We start from the raw sequence: 26590 nt of genomic DNA, 5'->3' as shown, positions 1-26590 counted from the left end.
GCATATATTCTTCCGCGCGTATAGCGATGGAACGCGGGTCGCGGTCGTAACTTTGCATGGTGTTCGGGTCGTAAATGCTGCAACGGATAGATAAGGTAGGAATTTGAGCGAACGGGTCAACAACGGCGGTTTCGGCGATTGGCATTAACAGCATGTCGGCTTTGTTGATGGCTTTCCAACCTTCTACGGAGGAACCGTCGAACATTTTGCCGTCTTCGAAGAAATCTTCGTCGATTGCGCTGACCGGCAAGGAAACGCCGTGTTCTTTACCTTTGATGTTGGTAAAACGAAGCAGCACGAATTTGATGTGGTTTTCTTCAATAAGTTTAAAAACGTTGCTGATAGCGGTTGTGTTTGACATATAAAACTCCTTTATATTTTTAGTCGGATTTGATGCCAGAAAATAAGTTTCAAGCACGGTTCAGACAATACCACAGAATTTGCCAAGTGCAATATTTAAAATAGTATAAATATAAAAAAATATCTATTTTGTTAGAATTTATATAAATTAAACTTAAAATATTTATATAAATATCAATAAAAGTTTTATTTTATTGATTCCAGATGACCAGGGATAATGATCGCGGATGAAGGAAACATAAAGACGTTTTTCAGATCAAAGTGCGGTCAAAATTTTAAAGATTTTTTACATCAAAAAACTGTCCTAAAATTGCCCGCACTTTTGCGGTGTTCGCATGAAATTAAAGTCAATGGCTTAAAAAAGTTCTCATTCGGCATGGAAAGCTCTATCATATCTTGTCGATTTATCCGGCTAACTTACAAGGAATTTATGATGAACATTAAAAAAATCACGCCTCAACAGCTGCGGGAAAAGCTCGCGCGGGGCGCATTATTAATCGATATTCGTCATGTGGATGAACATCGCCGCGAATATATCGAGCATTCGCTGAATCGTCCGTTGGACGATTTGCAGCAGAAAATCGAAACCGATGCGACTTGCGTGGTTTTTCATTGTCAGTCGGGGCTGCGGACGCAGGCAAATATCGAACGGTTGGCCAAAACGGCGGAACATGTGGCCGAAGTCTATATTTTGGACGGCGGATTGGCGGCATGGAAAAAAGCGGGCTTTGCCACCGTGGCGGATAAAGGGCAACCTTTGCCGTTAATGCGCCAAGTACAAATTGCGGCGGGCGGTTTGGTGTTATTGGGCGTGCTGTTGGGATACGGCGTGTCGCCCTGGGGTTTTCTGTTAAGCGGATTGGTCGGCGCCGGCTTGGTTTTCGCCGGAATATCGGGTTTTTGCGGCATGGCGGTGTTATTATCTAAATGTCCGTGGAATAAACGGTGATCGGCATAATAATCGATTCATCACATCAATTCGGCATGCAAACACAACTCGCCTTTCAATAATAATTTTTGTAAAATGACCACCGTTTTTGCTGAGGGAGTCGAAGGACAGCCCTCGGTTTCGTTTTATGTTATTGAGATAATTTTTTATGAGTCATTCCGTGCCTAATATCGGCTTTGTCAGCCTGGGCTGCCCGAAAAATTTAGTGGATTCCGAACGCATTCTGACCGAACTGCGCAGTGACGGTTACAATATTATTCCTACCTATGAAAATGCCGATTTGGTGATTGTAAATACCTGCGGATTTATCGATTCGGCGGTGCAGGAATCGCTTGAGGCAATCGGTGAAGCACTGGAGGCCAACGGCAAAGTGCTGGTGACGGGATGCCTGGGCGCAAAAGAGAATCAAATTCGCCAAGTACATCCGAAAGTATTGGAAATTACCGGTCCGCACAGCTATGAAGCGGTGATGGAACACGTGCATAAATATGTGCCGAAACCGGCATACAATCCTTATATCAACGTGGTGCCAAGTCAGGGCGTGAAGTTAACCCCGAAACATTATGCTTATTTAAAAATTTCCGAAGGCTGCGATCATAAATGTACTTTCTGTATTATTCCGTCATTGCGCGGTGATTTGGACAGCCGTCCTATTACTCAAATTCTGGATGAAGCCAAACGTTTGGTGGATTCCGGCGTGAAAGAACTATTGGTGGTTTCGCAGGATACGTCGGCCTATTCCTTGGATCAAAGCAAAGAAACGCAGAATAAAACCGTTTTTTGGAACGGCATGCCGATTAAAAACAATCTGATTACCCTGTGTCAGATGCTGGGAACGCTAGGCGCGTGGGTGCGTTTGCACTATGTTTATCCTTACCCGCACGTGGACGAGCTGATTCCGTTAATGGCGACGGGCAAAATTTTGCCGTATCTGGATATTCCGCTGCAACACGCCAGCCCGAAAATTCTGAAAGCCATGAAGCGTCCGGGTTCCGTAGAACGCGTGTTGGAACGCATTAAAAAATGGCGTGAAATCTGCCCTGAATTAACCTTGCGTTCAACTTTTATCGTCGGCTTTCCGGGCGAAACCGAAGAAGATTTTCAGCTATTGCTTGATTTCTTAAAAGAAGCGCAGCTGGATCGCGTCGGTTGTTTCAAATTCAGCCCGGTGGAGGGCGCGGCGGCGACGGATATGCCGGACCAGGTGCCGGAGGATGTGAAAGAAGATCGTTTTCGCCGTTTTATGCAGTTGCAACAGGAAATTTCTGCGGCACGGCTGCAGCGAAAAATCGGTAAAACACTGAAAGTTATTGTGGATGAGATTGATGAAGAAGGCATTATCGGTCGGTCCATGGCGGATGCACCGGAAATCGACGGCGTGGTTTATGTGAATAATTTGAGCCAAAGTGCGGTCAAAATTGGTGACATTATTGATGTCCGAATTACCCAAGCAGACGAATATGATCTGTGGGGAACTTGTTAGATCAAACTGAGGAAAAGCTCATGACAGAACAGCAAAAAAATCCAAGCGTCGAAACGTTTGAACAAGCGATTGTGGAAAAGAATTATGAGGCCGCCTGTACGGAATTACTGAACATTCTCGCGAAAATCGACAGCAATTTCGGTTATATCACAGGCATTGACTGCCGTATGCCGATTCAGTTGGCAAATGAAAATCTGGTGCAAGACAAACATGTTTACTTTTGCACCCGAATGGCAACGGCAATTACCGCGTTGTTCACCGATAAAGCCTTGTCGATTTCCGATTCCGGCGCTCAGCGTTTCTTTATGTTTCAGCGCTGGCTCGCTTTGATTTTCGCCGGTTCGCCTTATATTAATGCGGATCATATTCTGCAGGTTTACAATCAGAATCCGGATCCGAATTCGTCCGATATTCGCATCGACAATAATCCCGCCTCGTTGGTGAAATTCTGCATCATGTATTTGCCGGAATCGAATTTAAACGTAAATCTGGATATTTTGTGGCACCTGAATCCGACTCTTTGCGCCTCCTTATGTTTTGCACTGCAATCGCCGCGGTTTATCGGTACGCAAACGGCATTTTCAAAACGAAATACTATTTTGCAGTGGTTCCCGGCCAGATTAGCGACGTTGCCCGATTTGAATAATGTTCCGAGCGCCATTTCCCACGATGTGTATATGCATTGCAGTTATGACGTCGCCGCCAATAAACATCAGGTAAAACATGCGTTAAATCAAGTGGTTCGCCGTCATATCGAACTGCTCGGCTGGCAGGATCGCGACGTCTCCCGCATCGGCGATAAAAACGGTAAACCCGTCATGGTGGTGGTGCTGGAGCATTTCCATTCCGCCCATTCCATTTATCGGACTCATTCCACTTCTATGCGCGCGGCGCGCGAGCATTTTTATCTGATCGGTATCGGCGGCGAAGCGGTGGATCAATTGGGACGCGATGTTTTCGACGAATTCCGCCTGGTGCAGGGTGCCAATTTGAAAGATAAAATGGAATTCGTACGTAACGTTTGCGAAGAATACGGCGCGGCAATTCTTTATATGCCGTCGATCGGCATGGATTTACTGCCGATTTTCTTGAGCAATACGCGCCTTGCCCCGATTCAGTCGATTGCGCTGGGGCATCCGGCGACCACGTATTCGCCTTATATTGAATACGTGGTGGTGGAAGACGATTATGTGGGTTCGGAAAGCTGTTTCAGCGAGACGCTGCTACGCTTGCCGAAAGATGCGTTGCCTTACGTTCCTTCCGCTTTAGCGCCAAAATCGGTGAACTACAAACTGCGGGAGAATCCTGAAGTGGTCAATATCGGTATTGCCGCCACTACGATGAAATTGAACCCGTATTTCCTGGAGGCGTTAAAAGCCATTCGTGATCGCGCTAAAGTGAAAGTGCATTTCCATTTTGCTTTGGGACAATCACAAGGCATTACGCATCCCTATGTGGCGCGTTTTATCAAATCTTATTTGGGCGATGACGCCACCGCTCATCCGCATACGCCGTATCACCAATATTTGGAAATCCTGAATAATTGCGACATGATGCTGAATCCATTCCCGTTCGGTAATACCAACGGCATCATCGACATGATCACTCTGGGCTTAGTGGGCGTATGTAAAACCGGTCCGGAAGTGCACGAACACATCGATGAAGGCTTGTTTAAACGTCTTGGTTTGCCGGATTGGTTAATTGCCGATACAGTGGACGAATATGTGGAACGCGCCGTACGTTTGGCGGAAAATCATACCGAACGCCTGGCATTGCGTCTGCACATTATCGAAAATAACGGTTTGCAGACCCTGTTTATGGGCGATCCGACCCCGATGGGACGAACTTTCTTAGCGAAATTAACCGAATGGGCGGATAAAAACGGCGTGACGTTAGCAGGCTCTTCCGCCAAAGCCGAGAAGAAAGCGACGACCAAAAAACAGGCGCCCAAAAAAACGGTGGCAGAGAAAAAATCTGCGACCACAAAACGGCGAACCACCAATAGCAAAGCCTGAAATCCGTTGCATGATGTTTGCTGAAAGGTTCGCACTGAAAAGTGCGGGCAAAAAAAGCCACGTTTTTTTGCGGGGTTCTTAAAGCTCAGTAATCCTTGCAAAGATTGCCCATAAAAAATCTCGCCGATATTTCGCGGCGAGATTTTTTAATATTCCCATTCTTCCGGATTAATGCCCAGTTCGCGCATAATTTCTTTGGCGTTCTCGGGAATTTCGTCATGGCGTTCCTTCAGCAGATCGTTGTCCGTCGGCAACGGTTGCCCGGTGAAGGCGTGCAGAAACGCCTCGCACAACAGTTCGCTGTTGGTGGCGTGACGCAGATTTTTGATTTGGCGGCGAGTGCGTTCGTTGGTCAGAATTTCCAATACTTTAATCGGAATCGACACCGTGATTTTCTTCACTTGCTCGCTCTTTTTGCCGTGTTCTGCGTAAGGGCTGATATATTTTCCATCCCAATTTGCCATGTAAAATCCTAATCACTGAAATTTTGTGGGTATTCTAATCAAAAAACGGGCAAATCTCAATCCGGCCGTACGGACCGCCGGACAAAGCCGTTTATACGTCGGCTGAATAAAACATCATTTTACGCTTCGTTATCTTTCAACCTTGTTTTTGGCGGATTTTCCGTAAAAACGTGTTAAATTTTGACCGCACTTTTTGCCTTTTTAGGCTATAATAACCCGCATTTTTCATCATTTTTATAGAAATCGAGATTATGGACAGCAAATTTAACGTTAAAACTTTCCAAGGTATGATTCTTGCCCTGCAGGATTACTGGGCGCAACAAGGCTGCACCATTGTGCAGCCGTTCGATATGGAAGTGGGCGCCGGCACCTCTCACCCGATGACCGCACTGCGCGCGTTAGGCCCGGAACCGATGGCCTTCGCCTATGTTCAGCCTTCTCGCCGGCCGACGGACGGTCGTTACGGCGAAAACCCGAATCGCCTGCAGCATTATTATCAATTCCAAGTGGTTATTAAACCCTCTCCGGATAATATTCAGGAACTTTACCTCGGCTCACTTAAAATGCTGGGTTTTGATCCGACCCAACACGACATCCGTTTCGTGGAAGACAACTGGGAAAACCCGACGTTAGGCGCATGGGGCTTAGGCTGGGAAGTGTGGTTAAACGGCATGGAAGTGACCCAATTCACTTATTTCCAACAAGTGGGCGGGCTGGAATGTAAACCGGTTACCGGCGAAGTCACTTACGGTTTGGAGCGTCTGGCGATGTACATTCAGGGCGTGGATTCCGTTTACGATTTGGTGTATTCCGACGGTCCGTTAGGCAAAACCACTTACGGCGACGTATTCCATCAAAACGAAGTGGAACAATCCGCCTATAATTTCGAATACGCCGACGTGGATTTTCTGTTCGAATGTTTCAACAAATACGAGCAAGAAGCCAAATTTCTGTTAAAACAGGAACCTCGCCTGGAAAACGGCAAAGAACTTTGGGTGGAAACCGCATTACCGCTACCGGCTTACGAACGCATTTTAAAAGCCGCTCACAGCTTTAATTTACTTGACGCCCGTAAAGCGATTTCTGTCACCGAACGTCAACGTTACATTTTACGTATCCGCGCGTTAACCAAAGGTGTGGCGGAAGCGTACTATGCAAGCCGTGAAGCATTAGGGTTCCCAGGTTGTAAAAAATAAGGAAGGAGGGAGAAAATGAAACTTTGGTATTCAACAACTAGCTCGTTCGCACGCAAAGCGGTAGCGACATTGAAATATCACCAACTGGAAAATCAAGTGGAGATGTTGCGTATTACCAACTCATTTGACCCCGACTCGCCACATAATAAAGATAATCCGTTAGGGCGTATTCCTGCGTTACAAATGGAAAACGGTGAATGGCTGTTTGGCAGTTTTCTGATCAGCCAGTATTTAGATGAAATGGGTTCGCAACCGACATTATTCCCAAAAGACGAAAAGCGTTGGCGTGTATTAAGTTTGCACGCATTGGTCGAAGGTATTTTGGAAAACACCACGCCAACCATTGTTACCGAACGCCGTTTTCGCCCTGAAAATGAGTGGTGGAAAGCACGTCATCAACAGTTAATGGATCGGAATATTCGCAGCTTTAAACAGCTTGAAGAGAAGCTGGCAGAATTTGGCGATGAATTAAATATCGGCACATTAACCGCCGTCTGCTTAATTGATTGGTGGCAGTTCCGACCAGATAATACAGGTTATGATTTAGCAAAAGATTTCCCAAATCTGACCGCTTGGGCGGCAATGATGAATGAGAAATATCCTGCGTTGCAAGCCACTCAACCAACTTTATAACAGGAATAATGATGAGCAAACCGATTTTATATTTCGCACACTGGTGTCCTGATACTGCACCGTTTGTCGCTGAATTACAACGTCTAGGTGTGGACTACGAAGCGGTGGATATTACCCAAAGCGGTGCAAATTTTAAACCGTTTCTCAAATTGCGTGACCGCCACCCTGCGTTTGATAACGCCAAAGCCAATGGCTATATCGGTATTCCTGCGTTGGTGTTGGAAGATGAGAACGTGGTGTTGGAGTTGGGGGAGTTGGAAACAATTTTTAGCTAACTGCCGAGGAATTTTGCAGACACTGTATGCAAAATTACGAATTGAAGCTAAATAGCATTTTCTTCGGGAATGATGTCTGCCAAATCTCCCCTAGCCCCTCTTTGCTAAAGAGGGGAACTGGTTCAAACGAAAATTTAAGATCGAAGCTTTTTAAAACGAATTTTAATTTTTTAGATGAACAAGAATTTCCCTCGATCTAATCCCCCTCTTTAGCAAAGAGGGGTTAGGGGAGATTTGGCAGTAGTGAAAACGAAGTGAGAGAACTACTCTAGCACTGACGTACTAGGTTAACCATAATATTGTCGCTCTGCGACAGGTAAAATAGTTTGCGGAGCAACCGCACTATGCGTAACCTCATACGAAGTATGGGGATAACAAGCGGTCAGATTTTGTCTGAAATTTGCAAAATAAATTACAACGGTAGAGATTAATTATGTCGAGTACTATCGGAGATTGTTAATATGGGTCGTATTTTGGGATTTCCATCAGCAACATTAGCTAAATTAGAAAAAACTCCTGAGCGAAAATACTATGTTTATTGTCTAGCTACAAATAATAATGTTTTTTATGTTGGAAAAGGTTGTGGAAACCGTTTATTTGCTCATGAATACTACGCCCAAAAGGCATTTGAAAAATTAGATCAGAATGACATAAAAGAGTTAGAAAAACTGTATTCTAAACAACCAAAAATTAAGACTATTATCGAAAATAGTAAAAATATTCAACGAGTAATTTTAAATCATTTTCTTACCGAAGATGAGGCGTTTGTTGGTGAAAGTACGCTAATCAATTTCTTAAAGATTGTTCAACACATTGATCTAACAAACCTTGTCTCCGGACAAGGAGAAAAAGGAATGAGCGTTGAGGAATTAGAAAAAATATATGGGTATGAGCCTATATCTAAAGACAACCTTAAACATCACGGCTTAATTTTAGCGGTTAAAATAAAAAATTCTTTCAGTCTATCTAATGACGAAAGTTTGAACTATGAAGAAAAGCGAGATGATACAAACTTAAAATCCAGAACATTAGGAGTTTGGAAAATAGGTCAAGATAAGATAAACGACATAAAATATGTTATCGGTATTAATACTGGTGCTGACAATGCTGTTGTCTCAGCCTATGAAATAAAAGAAGGAAACTATACAGAATTTTCATATGTAAAAGAAAATAAAAAACAAACTCGTTATTTCTTCACTTCTGATTCAAAAAGTGAAGATGTATTAAAAAAATTAGGATTGTATAAAAAGAGAATTATTGACTTAAATTTTGGTTCCGGTTCAGAAAAAACATATATTTAGTAGAAAATTAAGAGATTAAACAATGACAACACAAAATTTCCTCGCCGAAATCGGCACTGAAGAGCTGCCGCCGAAGGCGCTCAAAAAATTAGCCGCCGCATTTGCGGAAAATGTTGAAAACGAACTTAACCAAGCGAGTTTATCTTTCGACAAAGTGGAATGGTTTGCAGCACCTCGCCGTTTAGCGGTGAAAGTATTGGGGCTTGCGACTAGTCAGCCAAGCAAAGAAGTGGAAAAACGCGGACCTGCGGTATCGGCTGCGTTTGATGCGGAAGGCAAACCGACTAAAGCTGCCGAAGGTTGGGCGCGCGGTTGCGGTATTACTGTTGATCAGGCGGAACGTTTGGCAACGGATAAAGGCGAATGGTTGGTTCATCGCGCGCGGATTGAAGGTCAGCCCACTAAAAATTTAATGCTCGACATCGTAGCGAGATCTCTGGCGAATCTGCCGATTCCGAAAACCATGCGTTGGGGCGATAAAACCGTGCAATTCGTGCGTCCTGTTCACACGGTGACCTTATTGTTGGGCGGCGAGTTAATTGAAGGCGAAATTTTAGGTATCGCCAGCGGTCGCACCATTCGCGGTCACCGTTTCCTAGGCGAAGCGGAATTCCAAATCGCCCATGCCGATGACTATCCGCAACTGCTAAAAGATAAAGGTTCGGTGATTGCCGATTTTAACGAGCGTCGCGCCATTATTTTGGCGGATTCTCAGGCAAAAGCGACCGCACTTGGCGGCGTGGCGGATATCGAAGACGATTTGTTAGACGAAGTGACTTCACTGGTGGAATTTCCGAACGTATTAACCGCTACTTTTGAAGAGCGTTTTCTGGCGGTGCCGGCGGAAGCCTTGGTTTACACCATGAAAGGCGACCAAAAATATTTTCCGATTTACGATAAAAACGGAAAACTTCTACCGCACTTTATTTTCGTTTCCAACATTAATCCTGAAGATCCGACGGCGATTATCGAAGGTAATGAAAAAGTGGTGCGTCCGCGCTTAACCGATGCGGAATTCTTCTTTAAAACCGACTTAAAACAACGCCTGGAAGATCGTTTACCGCGCTTAGAAACCGTATTGTTCCAACAACAATTAGGCACGTTACTTGACAAAACCAAACGTATTCAAGCGCTTGCGGGCGAAATCGCCGAACAAATCGGCGCGGATAAAGCCAAAGCGGCGCGCGCGGGCTTGCTGTCGAAATGCGATTTAATGACCAATATGGTATTCGAATTCACCGACACCCAAGGTGTAATGGGCATGCATTATGCCCGTCATGACGGCGAAGACGAAGAAGTGGCGGTTGCCTTAAACGAGCAATATATGCCGCGTTTTGCCGGCGACCAATTGCCGAAATCCTTGGTGGCGAGCGCGGTGGCTCTGGCGGACAAATTCGACACGCTCACCGGGATTTTCGGCATCGGACAAGCGCCGAAAGGTAGCGCCGACCCGTTTGCGCTACGCCGTGCCGCATTAGGGGCGTTGCGTATTATCGTAGAGAAAAATTTACCGCTTGATTTGGAAAAAATCGTTGAAAAATCGACCGCACTTTTCGGTGACAAACTCACCAATAAAAATGTGGTGGACGATGTGGTGGACTTTATGCTCGGCCGTTTCCGCGCCTGGTATCAGGACGAAGGCATTGCGGTGGACGTTATCCAGGCGGTGCTGGCTCGTCGTCCGACGAAACCGGCGGATTTTGACGCCCGCGTGCGCGCGGTGTCGCATTTTCGCACCCTGGATTCGGCGCAGGCCTTGGCAGCGGCGAACAAACGCGTAAGCAATATTCTGGCGAAAGTCGAAGGAAAAATCTCATCAAAAATCGACCGCACTTTATTGCTCGAACCGGAAGAAAAAGCCTTGGCGGAACAAGTAATTGCGTTGCAAACGGAACTGGCGCCGGTATTTGCCAAGGGAGAATACCAAACAGCGCTGGATCGCTTAGCGGGCTTGCGTGAAGTGGTCGACAACTTCTTCGACAAAGTGATGGTGAATGCGGAAGATGAAAAACTGCGGCAAAACCGTCAGGCGATTTTAAACGTTCTGCGTAATCTGTTCTTACAGGTGGCGGATATTTCTTTATTACAGTAAATCCATCAGAAAAAAGGTCTGAATTCGGAAGGATTGAGACCTTTTTTGTTTCGCCCGAAACCTTTATTTCCACCAAAGTGCGGTCAGAAAAATGCCTAAAAATGTGAAGGCAAGACAACCGAACAGATGCAGGCTCATAATGCCGAACGCCCAGCCGATTTTGCCTTGCAGAAAGTTTTCCACCACTTCGGCGGAAAATGACGAAAAAGTGGTGAGGCTGCCGAGAAAACCGGTAATGACAAACAACTTAACAGCGGCGCTGAGTTGCGGAAATTGCCAGAAAATCGCGGTGCAAACGCCGATGATGAAACAGCCGGCATAATTGGCAATGAGGGTGCCGAAAGCAAGATGATTGAACAACGGATTCAGCCATATGCCCAACGCCCAGCGTGCGGAAGCGCCTAATGCCGCGCCGCCGCTGATCAGTAAAAGAGGCTGCCACATATCAATAAATTCCGAAGACGGCGCGGGCATAACTGGCCACCGCTTCATCTTTGTTGAAACCGATGCGTTCCAAATGCGGCACTTTTTCTACCATGCGCGCATCCGCATTGCCCATAACGCAGCCCTTGCCTACTTCGGTGAGCATTTCGATGTCATTCATGCCGTCGCCGAACGCGATGCAATCTGTCAAATCGTAATCCCGCTGTTCCACCAGCGCAGAAAGTGCGGTCGCTTTTGACACGTTTTTATTCATCACTTCCAGGCATTGCGGGGTGGAATACATAATGGACGTGTATTCGCCGTATTTTTCCCGTAACTGTTTTTCCAGCGGCAGTAAATCCTCCAGCGAACGTCCGATAAAAAACACTTTCTGCGTCCGGCGTCCGTGATGAGCGGCGAAATCCACCACCTGATAACTGAAACCCGATTCTTTGTGATATTTCATTAAGGCCGGCAAGTCCACATTGATAAACCATTCGTCGCCCTGGTAGCTGTTTAAGCACACGTTTTTCGGATTAAAACTTTCCTGCATGATGTCAAACGCCAATTCTTCCGGCAGATAATTGCTGTAAATTAAATTGCCTTTTAAATCATGCACTTCCGCACCGTTAGAAGTGACCATAGCGGCGTTTTCAATTTCCATACTGTTCAGAATGGAAGACACGTCCGCATAACCGCGACCGGTGGCGAGAATAATATCAATGCCGCGTTCGTCGAGTTTTTTCAAGGTGGAACGGGTGAAATCGCCGACCACATGATGAGCGTTCAGCAGCGTGCCGTCCATGTCGGAAACAAAGGTACGAAAGGGGAATTTTTTCATTTTGACATCCTTACACTGAAAAGTTTTTCGTATCATATCAAAATTATTAAAATTTTGACCGCACTTTCGGTAATAAATGATAGGAATCAGGCGAAAGAGCGCTATAATGAGACCTTTCATTCATAACGCATAATAACAAATCGTATTTACAGGAATTTCAATGAACGGTGCGAGACTAGTCACAGAATGTTTGAAAGCCCAGGGAGTCACCACGGTATTCGGTTATCCGGGCGGGGCGATTATGCCCGTTTACGATGCGCTTTACGACAGCGGCATCGAACATTTTCTTTGTCGCAACGAACAAGGTGCGGCCATCGAAGCAATCGGTTACGCCCGGGCGCGCGGTAACGATACCGTCGGCGTCTGTATTGCCACTTCCGGTCCCGGCGCCACCAATTTAATCACCGGCCTGGGCGACGCGCTGATGGACAGCATTCCGGTGGTCGCCATTACCGGACAGGTGGGGAGTGGGCTAATTGGTACCGACGCGTTCCAGGAAGCGGATGTGCTTGGTTTGTCCCTCGCTTGCACCAAACACAGTTTCATCGTGCAAAACATCGACGAATTACCCGATGTGTTCGCCAAAGCCTTCCAAATTGCCAAAAGCGGCAGACCCGGCCCCGTTTTGATTGATATTCCGAAAGACGTTCAATTCGCCGAAACCCGCTTGCAACCGGTGGTATGGGAGAAATTAAACCCGGCTCCCGCGAATGCGCAAAACCTGAAAAGTGCGGTGGAATTATTGAAAGTTTCCAAACGCCCGATCGTTTATGTAGGCGGCGGTGTCGGAATGGCGCATGCGGTGCCGGCATTGCGTCGTTTTTTGGAAATCGGCCGGATTCCGAGCGTTTCCACGCTGAAAGGATTGGGCGCGGTGTTGCCGTCGGATCCGTATTACATGGGAATGATCGGTATGCACGGCACCAAAGCGGCCAATTATGCCACCCAGGAAGCGGATTTGCTGATCGTGCTTGGCGCCCGTTTCGACGATCGCGTCACCGGTAAACTGGAATCTTTCGCCACTAACGCGAAAGTGATTCACGCGGACATCGATGCGGCGGAAATCGGCAAATTGCGCCAAGCGGATATTGCCTTGCAGGGCGATTTGAACCAAACGCTGGAAGCGCTCACTCTGGTGTTGGATATTCAACCTTGGCGCGAAGACGTGCTGCGCTTAAAACGGGATTTCGATTTTACTTATCAGGAAAATCAGGGCGAAGGCGAGATTAATCCGAACTGGCTGCTTCATACTTTATCTCGCCGCAAAGCGGAAAATGCGGTGATTGTCACCGATGTCGGTCAACATCAAATGTGGGCGGCGCAACACATGCGACATTTCGCTCCGGAAAATTTCATTACTTCCGCCGGTTTCGGTACCATGGGATTCGGGTTGCCGGCGGCGATCGGCGCGCAAAAAGCCCGCCCTGCGGACGATGTAATTTTAGTCACCGGCGACGGTTCCATTATGATGAATATTCAGGAACTGGGCGCGGTGAAATCCGGTCGTGTGCCGGTGAAAATTTTGTTGCTTGACAACCAACGCCTCGGCATGGTGCGTCAGTGGCAATCCTTGTTTTTCCACGGTCGCCACAGCGCCACCGTGCTGGATGATAACCCGGATTTCGTCACTTTGGCGTCCGCTTTCGGAATTGCGGGCGAACGCATCGAAAAAGCGGGCGACGTCAGCGCCGCGCTGGATCGATTACTGAATGCCGAAGGCGCTTATTTCCTGCATGTTTGCATTCATGAAGACGAAAACGTTTGGCCGTTGGTGCCGCCCGGCGCCTGCAACACGGATATGATCGAAGAAATGAGTTAATCGCAAGAGGCTAAACATGACACAAACCGAAATGACTATCGTGGCAAATCATCGTCCCGAAGTGTTGGAACGCATTTTGCGCGTCGTACGCCACCGTGGATTCACCGTAACCCGTATGAAAATGTTGCTGGAAAATGAGAAAGTCTGGCTGGATTTAACCGTTATCGGCGAACGCGACGTTTGCCGGCTGGTAAACCAAGTGGCGAAACTTTTCGATGTGGTGGACGTAACCTGCGAAAGCTGCGAATAAGTCCGTCCGCAACGAATGCGGCGGCATCGGCTTTTTCACTCGCTTGATAAAGCCAAAAAATCAGGAGAAAAAACTTTCGTTTTTTTGACCGCACTTTGACGATCAAAACGGTCGGAATTTAACAATTTATTTGGAGAGATTATTATGCCGGTTTTACGTTCGGCGACCAGTACACAAGGTCGGAATATGGCAGGCGCGCGCGCATTGTGGCGTGCGACGGGAATGAGAGAAAACGACTTCGGTAAACCGATTATTGCGGTGGTAAATTCCTTCACCCAATTCGTACCGGGACACGTTCACTTAAAAGATATGGGGCAACTGGTTGCGCGCGAAATTGAAAAAGCGGGCGGCGTCGCCAAAGAATTCAATACCATTGCGGTGGACGACGGTATCGCCATGGGACACGGCGGCATGCTTTATTCTTTGCCGAGCCGCGATTTAATTGCGGATTCCGTGGAATATATGGTGAACGCGCATTGCGCCGACGCCATGGTTTGTATTTCCAACTGCGACAAAATCACACCGGGAATGTTAATGGCGGCTATGCGTTTGAACATTCCGACGATTTTTGTCTCCGGCGGCCCGATGGAAGCGGGAAAAACCAAGCTTTCCGACAAACTGATTAAATTAGACTTAATCGACGCCATGATTCAAAGCGCGGATGCCAACGTGTCCGACGCCGATGTGGACGCCATTGAAAAAAGCGCCTGTCCGACTTGCGGCGCCTGTTCCGGTATGTTCACCGCCAACTCGATGAACTGTTTGACCGAAGCGTTGGGTTTAAGCCTGCCGGGCAACGGTTCGATGCTGGCCACTCATGCGGATCGCAAACAATTATTCCTGGAAGCCGGTCGCAAAATCGTGGAAATCTGCAAACGTCACTACGAACAGGACGATTACAGCGTTCTGCCGCGTTCCATCGCCACCTTTGAAGCGTTCGAAAACGCCATGAGTCTGGACATCGCCATGGGCGGTTCCAGCAACACCGTGCTGCATTTGTTAGCCGTGGCGCAGGAAGCGGGCGTCGATTTTAAAATGGCGGATATCGACCGCTTGTCCCGGGTGGTGCCGTGCTTAAGCAAAATTGCGCCGAACACCAACAAATACCACATGGAAGACGTTCATCGCGCCGGCGGTATTATGGGCATTGTGGGCGAATTGGATCGCGCCGGTCTCATTCACCGTGATGTGAAAACCATTTTGGGCTTAACCATGGAAGAACAGCTCAATCAATACGACATCATGCGCAATAAAGACGAAAAACTGAATAAATTCTTCCGCGCCGGTCCGGCGGGCATTCGTACCACGGAAGCGTTTTCTCAGGATTGCCGTTGGGATACGGTGGATGACGACCGCGCTAACGGCTGTATCCGCGATCGCGCTCATGCGGTGACGGAAGAAGGCGGTTTAGCCGTGTTATTCGGTAACATTGCGGAAGACGGCTGTATCGTGAAAACCGCGGGCGTCGACGAATCCATCTGGAAATTCACCGGTAAGGCTATCGTGTTCGAAAGCCAGGAAGATGCCGTTGCCGGCATTTTGGGCGGTAAAGTGAAAGAAGGTCACGTCGTGGTGATTCGTTACGAAGGCCCGAAAGGCGGCCCCGGAATGCAGGAAATGCTGTATCCGACCAGCTACCTGAAATCCATGGGATTAGGCAAAAAATGCGCGTTATTGACGGACGGACGATTCTCCGGCGGCACCTCGGGTTTATCCATCGGTCACGCCTCGCCGGAAGCGGCCTCCGGCGGCGCCATCGGTTTGGTTAAGGATAACGATTCCATTGCAATCGATATTCCGAACCGTACCATCAATCTGGTGATTTCCGATGACGAACTCGCCGCCCGCCGCGCTGCTATGGAAGCCAAAGGCGATCGGGCGTGGCAACCGGAAAGTCGTCAGCGCGAAGTTTCCACCGCCTTGAAAATCTTTGGTCATTTCGCCACTTCGGCGGACAAAGGTGCGGTGCGCGATAAAACAAAACTTTAAGCAAAAAGTGCGGTTATTCTGACCGCACTTTTATTTGTATCAGGATAGGGAGAAAAGTGAATGGTTGATTATTTCTTGTCGTTGAATCCCGTTTGTCAGGCATTTGTCGCCGGTTTGTTTACCTGGGGTTGTACCGTTTTCGGCTCGGCATTTGTATATTTCTTCAAGCATGTGGACCGCAAATTGCTCGATATCCTGATGGGAGCCGCCGCCGGTGTGATGATTGCCGCGTCTTTCTGGTCTCTGCTCAATCCTGCGCTGGATTATGCGGAGGCGGATTACGGCAAATGGGCGTGGGTGCCGGTGGCAGTCGGCTTTATTGCCGGCGGTTATTGTTTGCGTCTGATCGACAAATTCGTGCCGCATTTGCACTTAAATATGCCTGTTGAAGAGGCGGAAGGACTGCCCGCGTACAAGCAAAAACTGTCGAAATCCACCCTGCTGTTTTTGGCCATCACCATTCATAATTTTCCGGAAGGATTGGCGATCGGCGTGACTTTCGGCGCTTTGGCGTCGCAAACGGCGGACATGGGCTTGTCCTTAATGGGCGCCGTCAGTCTGGCGGTAGGGATCGGTTTGCAGAACATTCCCGAAGGTGCGGCGCTGTCATTGCCGATTCGCGCCGAAGGCAACAGCCGCGGGAAAGCGTTCTGGTACGGTTCTATGTCCGCCGTTGTCGAACCTATCGGCGCGGTGTTAGGGGCCGCATTTGTGATGTCCATGTCATCCGTTTTACCTTATGCCTTAGCTTTCGCCGCCGGCGCGATGATTTTCGTGGTGGTGGAAGAATTGATTCCCGAATCTCAGGGAAATGGCTACGGTGACAGCGCCACCATGGGATTAATGCTGGGATTTGTGGTGATGATGGTGTTGGATGTGGCGTTGGGTTAGGGCTTTACTTTCATTAAGGGTAAAAGTGCGGTCAAAAATTTCAATGTTTTTGCAACCGGTTTTCAGCGCCGGCAAGCAACAAAAAAGCCGGTTCGGCAATTGCTCGGAAAATGAAAAATAAAAAGAAAAACGGAATAAATTATGACGAATAACTTATCAAAACAACCAATCGGCTCGGAATATCTCAGAGCGGTGTTAAGTTCAAAAGTATATGAACTGGCGCAGGTCACGCCGCTGCAGGCCATGCCGAAACTGTCGGAAAAACTGGAAAACCGGATTTTCGTGAAACGAGAAGATCGCCAGCCGGTGCACAGCTTCAAATTGCGCGGAGCTTATGCCATGATCGCCGGTCTTGCGCCAGAACAGAAAGCGGCGGGCGTCATCACCGCTTCCGCCGGTAATCATGCGCAGGGCGTGGCGCTATCCGCCAAAAACGCCGGCATTCGCGCCTTAATCGTGATGCCGCAGAACACGCCGTCCATTAAAGTGGACGCCGTGCGCGGTTTCGGCGGCGAAGTGTTATTGTACGGCGCCAATTTCGATGAAGCCAAAGCCAAAGCGGTGGAACTGTCTGAAAGCAAACGCATGACATTTATTCCGCCTTTTGATCATCCTGCCGTGATTGCCGGTCAGGGTTCCATCGGCATGGAAATTATTCAGCAAAACAGCCGCGTCAATCGCGTATTTGTGCCGGTGGGCGGCGGCGGTTTGGCGGCGGGCATTGCGGTGCTAGTCAAACAGTTAATGCCGGAAATTAAAGTGATTGGCGTGGAGGCGGAAGATTCCGCCTGTCTGAAAGCCGCTTTGGAAGCCGGCAAACCGGTGGATTTGGAACGCGTCGGCTTGTTCGCCGACGGGGTGGCGGTGAAACGTATCGGCGACGAAACCTTCCGCGTTTGTCAACAATATCTGGACGAAGTGATTACCGTTGACGGCGATGAAATCTGCGCCGCCATGAAAGATATGTTTGAAAACGTGCGCGCGGTGTCCGAGCCTTCCGGCGCCTTATCTTTGGCGGGATTGAAAAAATACGTAAAAGAACGTCGGATTAAAGGCGAAACGCTGGTGAACGTGCTTTCCGGCGCCAATCTGAATTTTCACACTTTGCGTTATGTGTCCGAACGTTGTGAAATCGGCGAACAAAACGAAGCCTTATTTGCCGTGACCATTCCGGAGCAACGGGGCAGCTTTTTGAAATTCTGTCAGATTCTAGGACAAAATGCGGTGACGGAATTTAACTACCGCTATGCGGACGAACGACAGGCGCGCATTTTCGTCGGGGTTCGGATTACCGGCGCCGAAGAAAAAGCGGCGATTTTAGCCCAACTCAAACAGGGCGGTTACGACGTGCAGGATTTATCCGACGACGAAATCGCCAAAACCCATGTGCGTTATATGATTGGCGGACGTTCGTCCAGTCCGCTCAAGGAACGGCTTTACAGTTTCGAATTTCCGGAACAGAAAGGCGCGCTGTTGAAATTCTTGGAAACGCTGGGCACCACCAAGGCCAATATTTCGCTGTTCCATTATCGCGGACACGGCGCAGATTACGGCGATGTACTGGCCGGTTTCCAAATCGATGACAGTGATTTACAGGCATTCAATCAGCACCTGCAGGCGCTCGGTTACGGTTATCAGGACGTCACAAACAGCCCGGCCTATCGTTATTTTCTGCTGTAACGGCGGGCTGAAAAGGTCAACGACCAATAAAGTGCGGGTAAAAAAATGAAAGTTTTTTGCCCGCACTTTTGTTTGTTATGCCGTTTTAATCCTCTAACCCATACGGCAACGGCTGTAATTCAAGGGGAACCTGATTTTCCGCCAGGCGGAATTCCGGATTGCCTTCAAAACGGTTTAACACCGCTTGCAGCCATAATTTTCCGTCGGCATGAACGGTGCTGAGAATAGTGCCGGTTTTACGCCAGCCGCTTTCCAGTCGCATTTCGATTTCGACGCCTGCCGCCGGGGTGAAATCCGTAGCGGCTCGGAAGCTAAACATCGCCCGTTTGTTGGCGCCGCGGTATTTGGCGCGAGCTACCGTTTCCTGTCCGATGTAACAGCCTTTACGGAAGGATATGGCTTGTTCTATCGCCTGTAAATTCAAGGCTTGCGGAATAAATTCCAGTTGTGATTTGTCCGTTAGAATCGGATAGCCTTGCTGTATATCCGCCAAATCCCATGCGCTAAAAACTTCGTTAAAATCGACCGCACTTTGCGGGTTAATCAAAATCGCGCGATTGCCGAATGCGGCCTGCACGGGCAGCGTCGTGTCGCCGATAACGCCCACCAGTTTGGCCTCGTTTTCCTGCGCAAAGGTGACTTTCGAAAACACCGCATATTTTTTCAGTTGATCAAGGGCGAGAGGCAATAAACAGGTTCTGATTAACGCGTAAAAACGTTGTTCAGCCACCCGAATCAAACGGAAAACGGCGCTCACTTTGCCTTTCGGATCACAATGGGCGGTGAGCGTGGAATCTCTTACGGCAAGGGCGGTGACGTCCGTCGTCAACTGCCCTTGCAAATAGGTTTCCGCCTCTTCGCCTGCGATAACGATTAAGGTATATTGGCTTAATTCAATGAATTGCGTCATGCTTACTCCAGATTTTGGATTTGTTCGCGCATTTGTTCGATTAAGACTTTTAATTCCACCGCGGAAGCCGTGATGTCGGCGTTGATGGATTTGGAAGCCAGCGTATTGGATTCACGGTTTAATTCCTGCATCATAAAATCCAGTTTGCGCCCGATGGCGCCGCCTTTTTTCAGAATGGATGCAGTTTCCTTCACGTGCATTTGCAGACGATCGAGCTCTTCCGCCACATCCACCCGTTGCGCCAGTAAAATCATTTCCTGTTCTAACCGGGTCGGATCCGGCTGCAGCTGAATTTCTTCGAAACGCTGTAATAAGCGTTCGCGCTGCCATTGTAAAATCGCCGGCATTTGCGACCGCACTTTGTCCGCTTCCGTGGAAATGGCGTCCAGCCGCTGACGGATAACGTCGTGTAATTTTTCCCCTTCGCGTCCGCGCATAGCGATGAATTCCTGCAATAATTCGTCAAAGGCCGCCAGTAAATCCTGGCTGATAGCGTCCAAATCCTGCTCCGGCGTTTCCACCACGCCCGGATAACGTAGCACGTCCGCCGGATTCAATTCGCCTTCGCCGGCGACGGCTTTAATCCATTTAAGCGATTGAATCACCTGTTCGGCAAATTCTTTATTCAGATTCAATTTCGCGCTCGTCATTTTCTGACTTTCAATGCGCAAACTACATTCGATTTTGCCGCGGGTTAAATGCTGACGCAGCTTCTCGCGCAGAGTATTTTCCAGCCCGCGGAACTGTTCCGGCAAACGGAAAAAATTTTCCAGATAACGTTGATTCACCGAACGGATTTCCCACACGGCGTTGCCCCAATCTTTTTTAATTTCGTGACGGGCAAAGGCGGTCATGCTGTAAATCATATTGCTTTCTCCTTGTATATCAATTTACCGCGCCTATTTTACTGTGAAACGCGGTAAAGAAAAACGCTTAATTTGTAAGGGATTTACCTGCATTGAATTTCGTTTATGGCGTTTTGCGTGCTAAAATGACCGCACTTTTATGACAAGCAAGGAATACAGAATGCGTCCGAATAACAGAGCAAACAACCAACCCCGTCCGATTAAAATTACCCGTCATTACACCAAACATGCCGAAGGTTCCGTATTGGTGGAATTCGGCGATACCAAGGTGCTGTGCACCGCCACGGTGGAAGACAGCGTGCCGCGCTTTTTAAAAGGTTTGGGACAAGGCTGGGTGACGGCGGAATACGGCATGTTGCCGCGTTCCACTCACAGTCGCATGCAGCGTGAAGCGGCAAAAGGCAAACAAGGCGGGCGTACCATGGAAATTCAGCGTTTGATCGCCCGTTCCCTGCGCGCCATGGTGGATTTGGAAGCCCTCGGCGAGCGTTCCGTCACTCTGGACTGCGATGTGATTCAGGCGGACGGCGGCACGCGCACGGCTTCCATCACCGGCGCCTGCGTGGCGTTGATCGACGCCATTAACGGCTTAGTGGAAAACGGTATCTTAACATCCAACCCGCTGAAAGGCCTGGTGGCCGCCGTTTCCGTAGGCATTGTGGACGGCACGCCGGTGTGCGATTTGGAATACGTGGAAGATTCTGCCGCAGAAACCGATATGAATGTGGTGATGATGGAAGACGGTCGCATGATCGAAGTGCAGGGCACGGCGGAAGGCGAACCGTTCAGCCATGAAGAACTGTTAACCCTGCTCGACCTGGCAAAACAAGGCTGCAACCAAATTTTCGCCGCGCAACGGGCGGCGCTTGCCGCGTAAAGTGCGGGCGATTTTTCAGGAGTTTTTTATGCAGGATTACAAAATCGAATTCATCAAATTCGCTCTCGACCGTAATGTGTTGCGTTTCGGCGAATTCACCTTAAAATCCGGTCGTGTCAGCCCGTATTTCTTTAACGCAGGCCTGTTTAACACCGGCGCTGATTTAGCTCATTTAGGCGAATTTTATGCGGCGGCGATTCAAGCTAATCAACTGAATTACGACGTAATTTTCGGGCCCGCCTACAAAGGCATTCCTATCGGCACCACGGTATCCGTGGCGTTGTTCAATCGATTCGGCTTGGACAAACCCGTTTGTTTCAACCGCAAAGAAGCGAAAGATCACGGCGAAGGCGGCAACCTTATCGGTTCGCCGTTGCAGGGCAAGGTGTTGTTGGTGGATGATGTGATCACCGCCGGCACCGCCATTCGCGAAGCCATGGATATTATCGCGCAAAACGGGGCGACGCTCGGCGCCGTGCTGATTGCCTTAAACCGCAAAGAACGCGGCAAAGGCGAACTGTCCGCGGTTCAGGAAGTGGAACGGGATTATCAATGCCGCGTGCTGTCCATTATCGATTTGGACGATTTACTCGCTTTCCTCGAAACCGACAGCCGATACAATCAGTATTTGCCGGCGATGAAAGCCTATCGCGAACAGTTCGGCGTCGCCTGATTTCAGCAAAAGTGCGGTCAAAAAAAACGTTGCTTTTTTTGACCGCACTTTTTTATTTTATCGCCGTTTTTTCATTCAAACGATTGCACGCAAACGTTTCCGTTTTTCATTCCTTTTACCGCTAAATTCCTTTATAATAAGCCCGATTTTTACCCTGTTTCTCACTAACAAAGGATATTCCTATGTTTCAAATTTTCCGTGGCTCGCCAGCCTTGTCCGAATTCCGTTTAAGCCAACTTGCCGCGCGTTTTCAAAAAGCGGATTTACCGGTGAAATCCTGCTATGCGGAATACTTACATTTTGCCAACCTTGCAACGGCGTTAGACGCAGACGAAACCAAAGAATTAGAAGAATTGTTACATTACGGTCCGACCCTTGCTCAGCATGAACCGAAAGGCGAATGTTTTGTGGTGATTCCGCGCGTCGGCACTATTTCGTCCTGGTCGTCCAAAGCTACCGACATCGCACACAACTGCGGATTGGAAAAAGTGCTTCGTTTGGAACGCGGTTTGGCATTTTACTTCGAATTCGATCGCGCTTTATCGGAAGAAGAGCAGGCGAAGCTGACGTCGCATATTCACGACCGCATGATGGAAAATGTGGTGCGTCGTGCGGAAGATGCGGCGAAGTTGTTCGAACAGCAGGAACCGAAACCGTTTACCGCCGTGGATGTGCTGGGCGGCGGTCGCAAAGCGTTGGAAACGGCCAACGTGGAATTGGGTTTAGCTTTGGCGGACGACGAAATGGATTATTTGGTGGAAAATTTCACCGCACTCGGACGCAATCCTAACGACATCGAACTTTACATGTTCGCTCAAGCTAATTCCGAGCATTGCCGGCATAAAATTTTTAATGCGGACTGGGTTATCGACGGTGAAAAACAGGAAAAATCGTTGTTTAAGATGATCAAAAATACCTTCGAGAAAACGCCGGATTACGTGTTGTCCGCCTATAAAGACAATGCGGCGGTAATGGAAGGCTCTAAAGTGGGGCGTTTCTTCCCGGACGCGGACGGTCGATATCGTTATCATAACGAAGACGCCCATATTTTAATGAAGGTGGAAACTCATAATCACCCGACCGCCATTTCACCGTTCCCAGGCGCGGCAACGGGTTCCGGCGGGGAAATCCGCGACGAAGGCGCCACCGGCTGCGGAGCGAAACCGAAAGCGGGTTTAGTGGGTTTTTCCGTTTCCAATCTGGTGATTCCGGGCTTTGAACAACCTTGGGAAGCGCCGCTTTCTAAACCGAGCCGTATTGCTTCCGCGCTGGATATTATGATTGAAGGTCCGCTCGGCGGCGCGGCGTTTAATAACGAATTCGGGCGTCCGGCGTTGTTGGGTTATTTCCGTACTTACGAAGAAAAAGTGAACAGCTTTGGCGGCGAAGAAGTGCGCGGTTATCACAAACCGATTATGTTGGCGGGCGGTATCGGCAATATCCGCGCGGAACACGTCCAAAAAGGCGAAATTCCTGTGGGGGCGAAATTAATCGTATTGGGCGGCCCGGCGATGAACATCGGTTTGGGCGGCGGCGCGGCGTCTTCCATGACATCCGGAAAATCGAAAGAAGATTTGGATTTTGCTTCCGTGCAGCGCGATAACCCGGAAATGGAACGCCGTTGTCAGGAAGTGATCGACCGCTGCTGGCAAATGGGCGAAAACAACCCGATCGCCTTCATTCATGATGTGGGCGCGGGCGGTTTGTCCAACGCCATGCCGGAACTGGTGCACGACGGCGGGCGCGGCGGCAAATTCGAATTGCGTAAAATTTTAAGCGACGAACGCGGTATGTCGCCGTTAGAAATCTGGTGTAACGAATCGCAGGAACGTTATGTTCTGGCGGTGGCGCCGGAAAATCTGGCGGTTTTCGAAGAGCTGTGCCGTCGTGAACGCGCGCCTTATGCCGTCATCGGCGAAGCCACCGCAGAAGAACATTTAACTTTACACGACGATCATTTCGACAATAATCCGATTGACTTGCCGATGGGCGTGTTGCTGGGTAAAACCCCGAAAATGACCCGCAACGTACAATCAAGTGCGGTCAAAAATCCGCCTGTTTTTCAGGATGACATCGACATTAAAGACGCGCTGCACCGCGTATTGCGGCTGCCTGTGGTAGCGGAAAAAACCTTCCTGATCACCATCGGCGACCGTTCCGTGACCGGCATGGTGGCGCGCGATCAAATGGTGGGACCGTGGCAGATTCCGGTATCCGATGTGGCGGTGACTACTGCGGCGTTGGACACCTATCACGGCGAAGCCATGTCTATGGGCGAACGTGCACCGGCGGCGTTGTTGGATTTCGGCGCTTCCGCCCGTTTGGCGGTGGCGGAATCCGTCACCAATATCGCCGCCGCCAATATCGGCGACATTAAACGGATTAAATTGTCCGCCAACTGGATGTCGGCGGCGGGCCATCAAGGCGAAGACGCCGGACTTTACGAAGCGGTAAAAGCCGTGGGCGAAGAACTTTGTCCGGCCTTGGGCTTAACCGTTCCGGTGGGAAAAGATTCCATGTCGATGAAAACCACCTGGAATGAAAACGGCGAACAAAAAACCGTGACCGCACCGTTATCATTAGTGATTTCCGCCTTTGCGCGGGTGGAAGACGTGCGCAAAACCGTCACCCCGCAACTGCGCACCGACAAAGGCTACAGCCGTTTATTGCTGATTGATTTGGGCGAAGGAAAAAATCGTCTGGGCGCGACCGCACTTGCGCAGGTTTATAAACAATTAGGCGACAAACCGGCGGATGTGGAAAATCCGGCAACCTTGAAAGGCTTCTTCGACGCCATGCAAACTTTGGTGCAGCAGGAAAAATTATTGGCGTATCACGACCGTTCCGACGGCGGTTTAATCACTACTTTGGCGGAAATGGCGTTCGCCGGTCACTGCGGCGTATCCGTGGATATCAGCGCTTTGGGCGATAACGACTTAGCGGTGTTGTTTAACGAAGAGTTGGGCGCCGTGATTCAGGTGAAAGAAAACGACGTGAACGCGGTGCGCGAGGTATTAAGCCAACACGGATTAATTCACTTAACCAAAGAAATCGGTACGGTTAACAATAACGACGAATTTGAAATCGTGCGCGGCACTAAAGTGTTGCTCGCCGAGAAACGTTCCGAATTACGCGGAATCTGGGCGGAATTGACCCATCAAATGCAACGTCTGCGCGACAATCCGGTATGCGCCGATCAAGAATTCGAAGCCAAGAAAAACGCTGACGACAAAGGTTTCAGCGCGCATTTAACTTACGATATTAACGAAGACATTGCCGCTCCTTACATTGCCAAAGGCGTCAAGCCGCGTATTGCCGTGCTGCGCGAACAGGGCGTGAACAGCCATGTAGAAATGGCGGCGGCCTTTGAGCGTGCCGGCTTCGAAGCGGTGGACGTACATATGAGCGATTTGCACGCGGCGCGCCGGAACTTAAAAGATTTTAACGCGTTAGTGGCTTGCGGCGGCTTCTCTTACGGCGACGTATTGGGTGCCGGCGGCGGCTGGGCAAAATCCGTGTTATTTAACACCGCACTTCGCGATCAATTCGAGACCTTTTTCAACCGCGAAGATACCCTCGCTATCGGGATTTGTAACGGCTGCCAAATGTTATCCAATCTGGCGGAAATTATCCCGGGCACGGAAAACTGGCCGCGTTTCGTACGCAACACTTCCGAACGTTTTGAGGCGCGCGCGGCATTAGTTCGCATTAACGAAAGCCATTCCGTTTGGTTCCAAGGCATGGCGGGTTCTCATATGCCGATCGCCGTATCTCACGGCGAAGGTCGTGTCGAATTCAAACATGAAGGACAACTACAAGGCTTACGGGATCAGGGTTTAATTGTCGCACAATTTGTAGACAACAACATCCAACCGACAGAAGTTTACCCGGCCAACCCGAACGGCTCCGTAGACGGCATCACCGCCCTCAGCAACGCCAACGGACGCGTGGCAATCATGATGCCGCACCCGGAACGCGTATTCCGCACCGTCAGCAACTCATGGCATCCGGAAGACTGGAATGAAGACGGTGCATGGATGCGGTTGTTTAGAAATGCGAGGGTGTTTTTTAAATAAGAGTTTTGTTTAATTACATAACTCAAAAGATGGCGCGCGTCTCCTGACGCGTGCCTTTTTTATCCCTTAAAACTAAGCACGCGTCGGGAGACGCGCGCTATCATTTTTTATCTTAACAATCTTTCATCCTAAAGTGCGGTCAAAATTTTAAGCGTTTTTTGCCTTTGTGGTGGAATTCAAAATCTCATATCCTAATACGGCGGAAACGCATGAGTACAAAAAAATTATTTAATCTAATCCACCAATAAAATCATTTTCTCTTAGCGCTTGAATGACACCTCGAATTAAATAAGATTGTGCAAAATTTGGGGTGTAAATTCGGGCATTTTCGCTAATAGGGAGAATAAAGTGATTATCTAATAATACCCCGATGGCGCGCGTCTCCCGACGCGTGCCTTTTTTATCTCTTAAAACTAAGCACGCGTCAGGAGACGCGCGCTATCACTTAGTTCCTTTAATTGGCTATTACTTAGTTTCTTTAATTAGTTATTGCTTGGTTTTTTATTAGTTATCATCAGATTTCTTAA

The 26590-nt window shown here is 48.8% G+C and carries 22 protein-coding genes; 16 read left to right on the top strand and 6 right to left on the bottom strand.

Annotated features, from left to right (window positions below; translation table 11 throughout):
• Window positions 1–361: glutamine synthetase beta-grasp domain-containing protein (locus tag P7M01_RS06130; RefSeq protein WP_317486331.1), on the bottom strand; the 361-nt coding region annotated here is incomplete at its 3' end.
• A gap of 432 nt (window positions 362–793) precedes the next feature.
• On the opposite strand from P7M01_RS06130, the gene P7M01_RS06125 reads away from it, so the two are divergent.
• From P7M01_RS06125 to P7M01_RS06115, 3 genes are all read left to right on the top strand, one after another.
• Window positions 794–1309: a rhodanese family protein gene (locus tag P7M01_RS06125; RefSeq protein ID WP_317483086.1), complete on the top strand. Its 516-nt coding sequence runs from the start codon at window positions 794–796 to the stop codon at window positions 1307–1309.
• A 148-nt stretch (window positions 1310–1457) separates the two neighbouring features.
• Window positions 1458–2792, top strand: a complete 1335-nt coding sequence (gene rimO, locus P7M01_RS06120; protein WP_317483083.1) for a 30S ribosomal protein S12 methylthiotransferase RimO — start codon at window positions 1458–1460, stop codon at window positions 2790–2792.
• Window positions 2793–2812: 20 nt separating this feature from the next.
• Complete coding sequence (locus tag P7M01_RS06115) at window positions 2813–4807, top strand: UDP-glucose:protein N-beta-glucosyltransferase (RefSeq protein WP_317483082.1); 1995 nt, start codon at window positions 2813–2815, stop codon at window positions 4805–4807.
• A gap of 146 nt (window positions 4808–4953) precedes the next feature.
• Here the strand turns inward: P7M01_RS06115 and metJ are convergent, their stop codons facing one another.
• A complete protein-coding gene (gene metJ / locus P7M01_RS06110; RefSeq protein ID WP_202936377.1) occupies window positions 4954–5271 on the bottom strand; it encodes a met regulon transcriptional regulator MetJ in 318 nt (105 codons plus the stop codon).
• Between the two features lie 251 nt (window positions 5272–5522).
• On the opposite strand from metJ, the gene glyQ reads away from it, so the two are divergent.
• The 5 genes from glyQ to glyS all read left to right on the top strand — a co-directional run bounded on the left by glyQ (window position 5523) and on the right by glyS (window position 10768).
• On the top strand, window positions 5523–6467 hold the full coding sequence (gene glyQ, locus P7M01_RS06105) for a glycine--tRNA ligase subunit alpha (RefSeq protein WP_202936376.1): 945 nt from the start codon (window positions 5523–5525) through the stop codon (window positions 6465–6467).
• Window positions 6468–6482: 15 nt separating this feature from the next.
• A complete protein-coding gene (locus P7M01_RS06100) occupies window positions 6483–7100 on the top strand; it encodes a glutathione S-transferase family protein (RefSeq protein ID WP_317483081.1) in 618 nt (205 codons plus the stop codon).
• Window positions 7101–7111: 11 nt separating this feature from the next.
• Window positions 7112–7375 (top strand): hypothetical protein, encoded by a 264-nt coding sequence (locus P7M01_RS06095; RefSeq protein WP_317483085.1) that lies wholly within the window; start codon window positions 7112–7114, stop codon window positions 7373–7375.
• A gap of 461 nt (window positions 7376–7836) precedes the next feature.
• Window positions 7837–8676, top strand: coding sequence for an LEM-3-like GIY-YIG domain-containing protein (locus P7M01_RS06090; RefSeq protein WP_317483080.1), 840 nt, complete (start codon window positions 7837–7839; stop codon window positions 8674–8676).
• A gap of 22 nt (window positions 8677–8698) precedes the next feature.
• Entirely contained in the window at window positions 8699–10768 is a 2070-nt protein-coding gene (glyS, locus tag P7M01_RS06085; protein ID WP_317483079.1) for a glycine--tRNA ligase subunit beta, read from the top strand.
• A gap of 63 nt (window positions 10769–10831) precedes the next feature.
• Here the strand turns inward: glyS and crcB are convergent, their stop codons facing one another.
• Window positions 10832–11212, bottom strand: coding sequence for a fluoride efflux transporter CrcB (gene crcB, locus P7M01_RS06080; RefSeq protein WP_317482337.1), 381 nt, complete (start codon window positions 11210–11212; stop codon window positions 10832–10834).
• Between the two features lies 1 nt (window position 11213).
• Complete coding sequence (locus tag P7M01_RS06075; RefSeq protein ID WP_317483078.1) at window positions 11214–12032, bottom strand: Cof-type HAD-IIB family hydrolase; 819 nt, start codon at window positions 12030–12032, stop codon at window positions 11214–11216.
• A 160-nt stretch (window positions 12033–12192) separates the two neighbouring features.
• Between P7M01_RS06075 and ilvG the strand changes: the two genes are divergently transcribed.
• From ilvG to ilvA, 5 genes are all read left to right on the top strand, one after another.
• Window positions 12193–13851, top strand: coding sequence for an acetolactate synthase 2 catalytic subunit (gene ilvG, locus P7M01_RS06070; protein ID WP_317482335.1), 1659 nt, complete (start codon window positions 12193–12195; stop codon window positions 13849–13851).
• A gap of 16 nt (window positions 13852–13867) precedes the next feature.
• Window positions 13868–14101, top strand: a complete 234-nt coding sequence (ilvM, locus tag P7M01_RS06065; protein ID WP_317481219.1) for an acetolactate synthase 2 small subunit — start codon at window positions 13868–13870, stop codon at window positions 14099–14101.
• Window positions 14102–14245: 144 nt separating this feature from the next.
• On the top strand, window positions 14246–16090 hold the full coding sequence (gene ilvD, locus P7M01_RS06060; RefSeq protein WP_317483077.1) for a dihydroxy-acid dehydratase: 1845 nt from the start codon (window positions 14246–14248) through the stop codon (window positions 16088–16090).
• Window positions 16091–16150: 60 nt separating this feature from the next.
• The gene (locus P7M01_RS06055; RefSeq protein ID WP_317477851.1) at window positions 16151–16981 is read left to right on the top strand and encodes a ZIP family metal transporter; all 831 of its coding nucleotides are present in this window, start codon (window positions 16151–16153) and stop codon (window positions 16979–16981) included.
• 141 nt (window positions 16982–17122) lie between these two features.
• Window positions 17123–18661, top strand: coding sequence for a threonine ammonia-lyase, biosynthetic (ilvA, locus tag P7M01_RS06050; protein WP_317483076.1), 1539 nt, complete (start codon window positions 17123–17125; stop codon window positions 18659–18661).
• 85 nt (window positions 18662–18746) lie between these two features.
• Here ilvA and ygfZ read toward each other — a convergent pair whose 3' ends face one another.
• Together ygfZ and P7M01_RS06040 are read right to left on the bottom strand one after the other, a co-directional pair.
• On the bottom strand, window positions 18747–19571 hold the full coding sequence (gene ygfZ / locus P7M01_RS06045; protein WP_317483075.1) for a CAF17-like 4Fe-4S cluster assembly/insertion protein YgfZ: 825 nt from the start codon (window positions 19569–19571) through the stop codon (window positions 18747–18749).
• Between the two features lie 2 nt (window positions 19572–19573).
• Window positions 19574–20437, bottom strand: a complete 864-nt coding sequence (locus P7M01_RS06040; protein WP_317481215.1) for a YicC/YloC family endoribonuclease — start codon at window positions 20435–20437, stop codon at window positions 19574–19576.
• A gap of 160 nt (window positions 20438–20597) precedes the next feature.
• On the opposite strand from P7M01_RS06040, the gene rph reads away from it, so the two are divergent.
• The 3 genes from rph (at window position 20598) to purL (ending at window position 26063) form a co-directional block, all read left to right on the top strand.
• Entirely contained in the window at window positions 20598–21314 is a 717-nt protein-coding gene (gene rph / locus P7M01_RS06035) for a ribonuclease PH (protein ID WP_317477865.1), read from the top strand.
• A gap of 28 nt (window positions 21315–21342) precedes the next feature.
• Window positions 21343–21987, top strand: coding sequence for an orotate phosphoribosyltransferase (gene pyrE / locus P7M01_RS06030; RefSeq protein ID WP_317483074.1), 645 nt, complete (start codon window positions 21343–21345; stop codon window positions 21985–21987).
• A 182-nt stretch (window positions 21988–22169) separates the two neighbouring features.
• A complete protein-coding gene (gene purL / locus P7M01_RS06025; RefSeq protein ID WP_317483073.1) occupies window positions 22170–26063 on the top strand; it encodes a phosphoribosylformylglycinamidine synthase in 3894 nt (1297 codons plus the stop codon).
• Window positions 26064–26590 lie beyond the last annotated feature (527 nt).

Source organism: Exercitatus varius, from assembly GCF_029577735.1.
GTDB lineage: Bacteria > Pseudomonadota > Gammaproteobacteria > Enterobacterales > Pasteurellaceae > Exercitatus > Exercitatus varius.
This window is presented reverse-complemented; position numbering and strand designations above follow the sequence as displayed.

Bases quoted from the DNA above. Each gene is read 5' to 3' on its own strand.
- P7M01_RS06075 (WP_317483078.1), bottom strand. From the start codon at position 12,032: ATGAAAAAATTCCCCTTTCGTACCTTTGTTTCCGACATGGACGGCACG.
- ilvM (WP_317481219.1), top strand. From the start codon at position 13,868: ATGACACAAACCGAAATGACTATCGTGGCAAATCATCGTCCCGAAGTG.
- glyS (WP_317483079.1), top strand. From the start codon at position 8,699: ATGACAACACAAAATTTCCTCGCCGAAATCGGCACTGAAGAGCTGCCG.
- ilvG (WP_317482335.1), top strand. From the start codon at position 12,193: ATGAACGGTGCGAGACTAGTCACAGAATGTTTGAAAGCCCAGGGAGTC.
- P7M01_RS06095 (WP_317483085.1), top strand. From the start codon at position 7,112: ATGAGCAAACCGATTTTATATTTCGCACACTGGTGTCCTGATACTGCA.
- ilvA (WP_317483076.1), top strand. From the start codon at position 17,123: ATGACGAATAACTTATCAAAACAACCAATCGGCTCGGAATATCTCAGA.
- P7M01_RS06055 (WP_317477851.1), top strand. From the start codon at position 16,151: ATGGTTGATTATTTCTTGTCGTTGAATCCCGTTTGTCAGGCATTTGTC.
- P7M01_RS06125 (WP_317483086.1), top strand. From the start codon at position 794: ATGAACATTAAAAAAATCACGCCTCAACAGCTGCGGGAAAAGCTCGCG.
- P7M01_RS06090 (WP_317483080.1), top strand. From the start codon at position 7,837: ATGGGTCGTATTTTGGGATTTCCATCAGCAACATTAGCTAAATTAGAA.
- rimO (WP_317483083.1), top strand. From the start codon at position 1,458: ATGAGTCATTCCGTGCCTAATATCGGCTTTGTCAGCCTGGGCTGCCCG.
- glyQ (WP_202936376.1), top strand. From the start codon at position 5,523: ATGGACAGCAAATTTAACGTTAAAACTTTCCAAGGTATGATTCTTGCC.
- ilvD (WP_317483077.1), top strand. From the start codon at position 14,246: ATGCCGGTTTTACGTTCGGCGACCAGTACACAAGGTCGGAATATGGCA.
- crcB (WP_317482337.1), bottom strand. From the start codon at position 11,212: ATGTGGCAGCCTCTTTTACTGATCAGCGGCGGCGCGGCATTAGGCGCT.
- purL (WP_317483073.1), top strand. From the start codon at position 22,170: ATGTTTCAAATTTTCCGTGGCTCGCCAGCCTTGTCCGAATTCCGTTTA.
- metJ (WP_202936377.1), bottom strand. From the start codon at position 5,271: ATGGCAAATTGGGATGGAAAATATATCAGCCCTTACGCAGAACACGGC.
- rph (WP_317477865.1), top strand. From the start codon at position 20,598: ATGCGTCCGAATAACAGAGCAAACAACCAACCCCGTCCGATTAAAATT.
- pyrE (WP_317483074.1), top strand. From the start codon at position 21,343: ATGCAGGATTACAAAATCGAATTCATCAAATTCGCTCTCGACCGTAAT.
- P7M01_RS06115 (WP_317483082.1), top strand. From the start codon at position 2,813: ATGACAGAACAGCAAAAAAATCCAAGCGTCGAAACGTTTGAACAAGCG.
- ygfZ (WP_317483075.1), bottom strand. From the start codon at position 19,571: ATGACGCAATTCATTGAATTAAGCCAATATACCTTAATCGTTATCGCA.
- P7M01_RS06100 (WP_317483081.1), top strand. From the start codon at position 6,483: ATGAAACTTTGGTATTCAACAACTAGCTCGTTCGCACGCAAAGCGGTA.
- P7M01_RS06040 (WP_317481215.1), bottom strand. From the start codon at position 20,437: ATGATTTACAGCATGACCGCCTTTGCCCGTCACGAAATTAAAAAAGAT.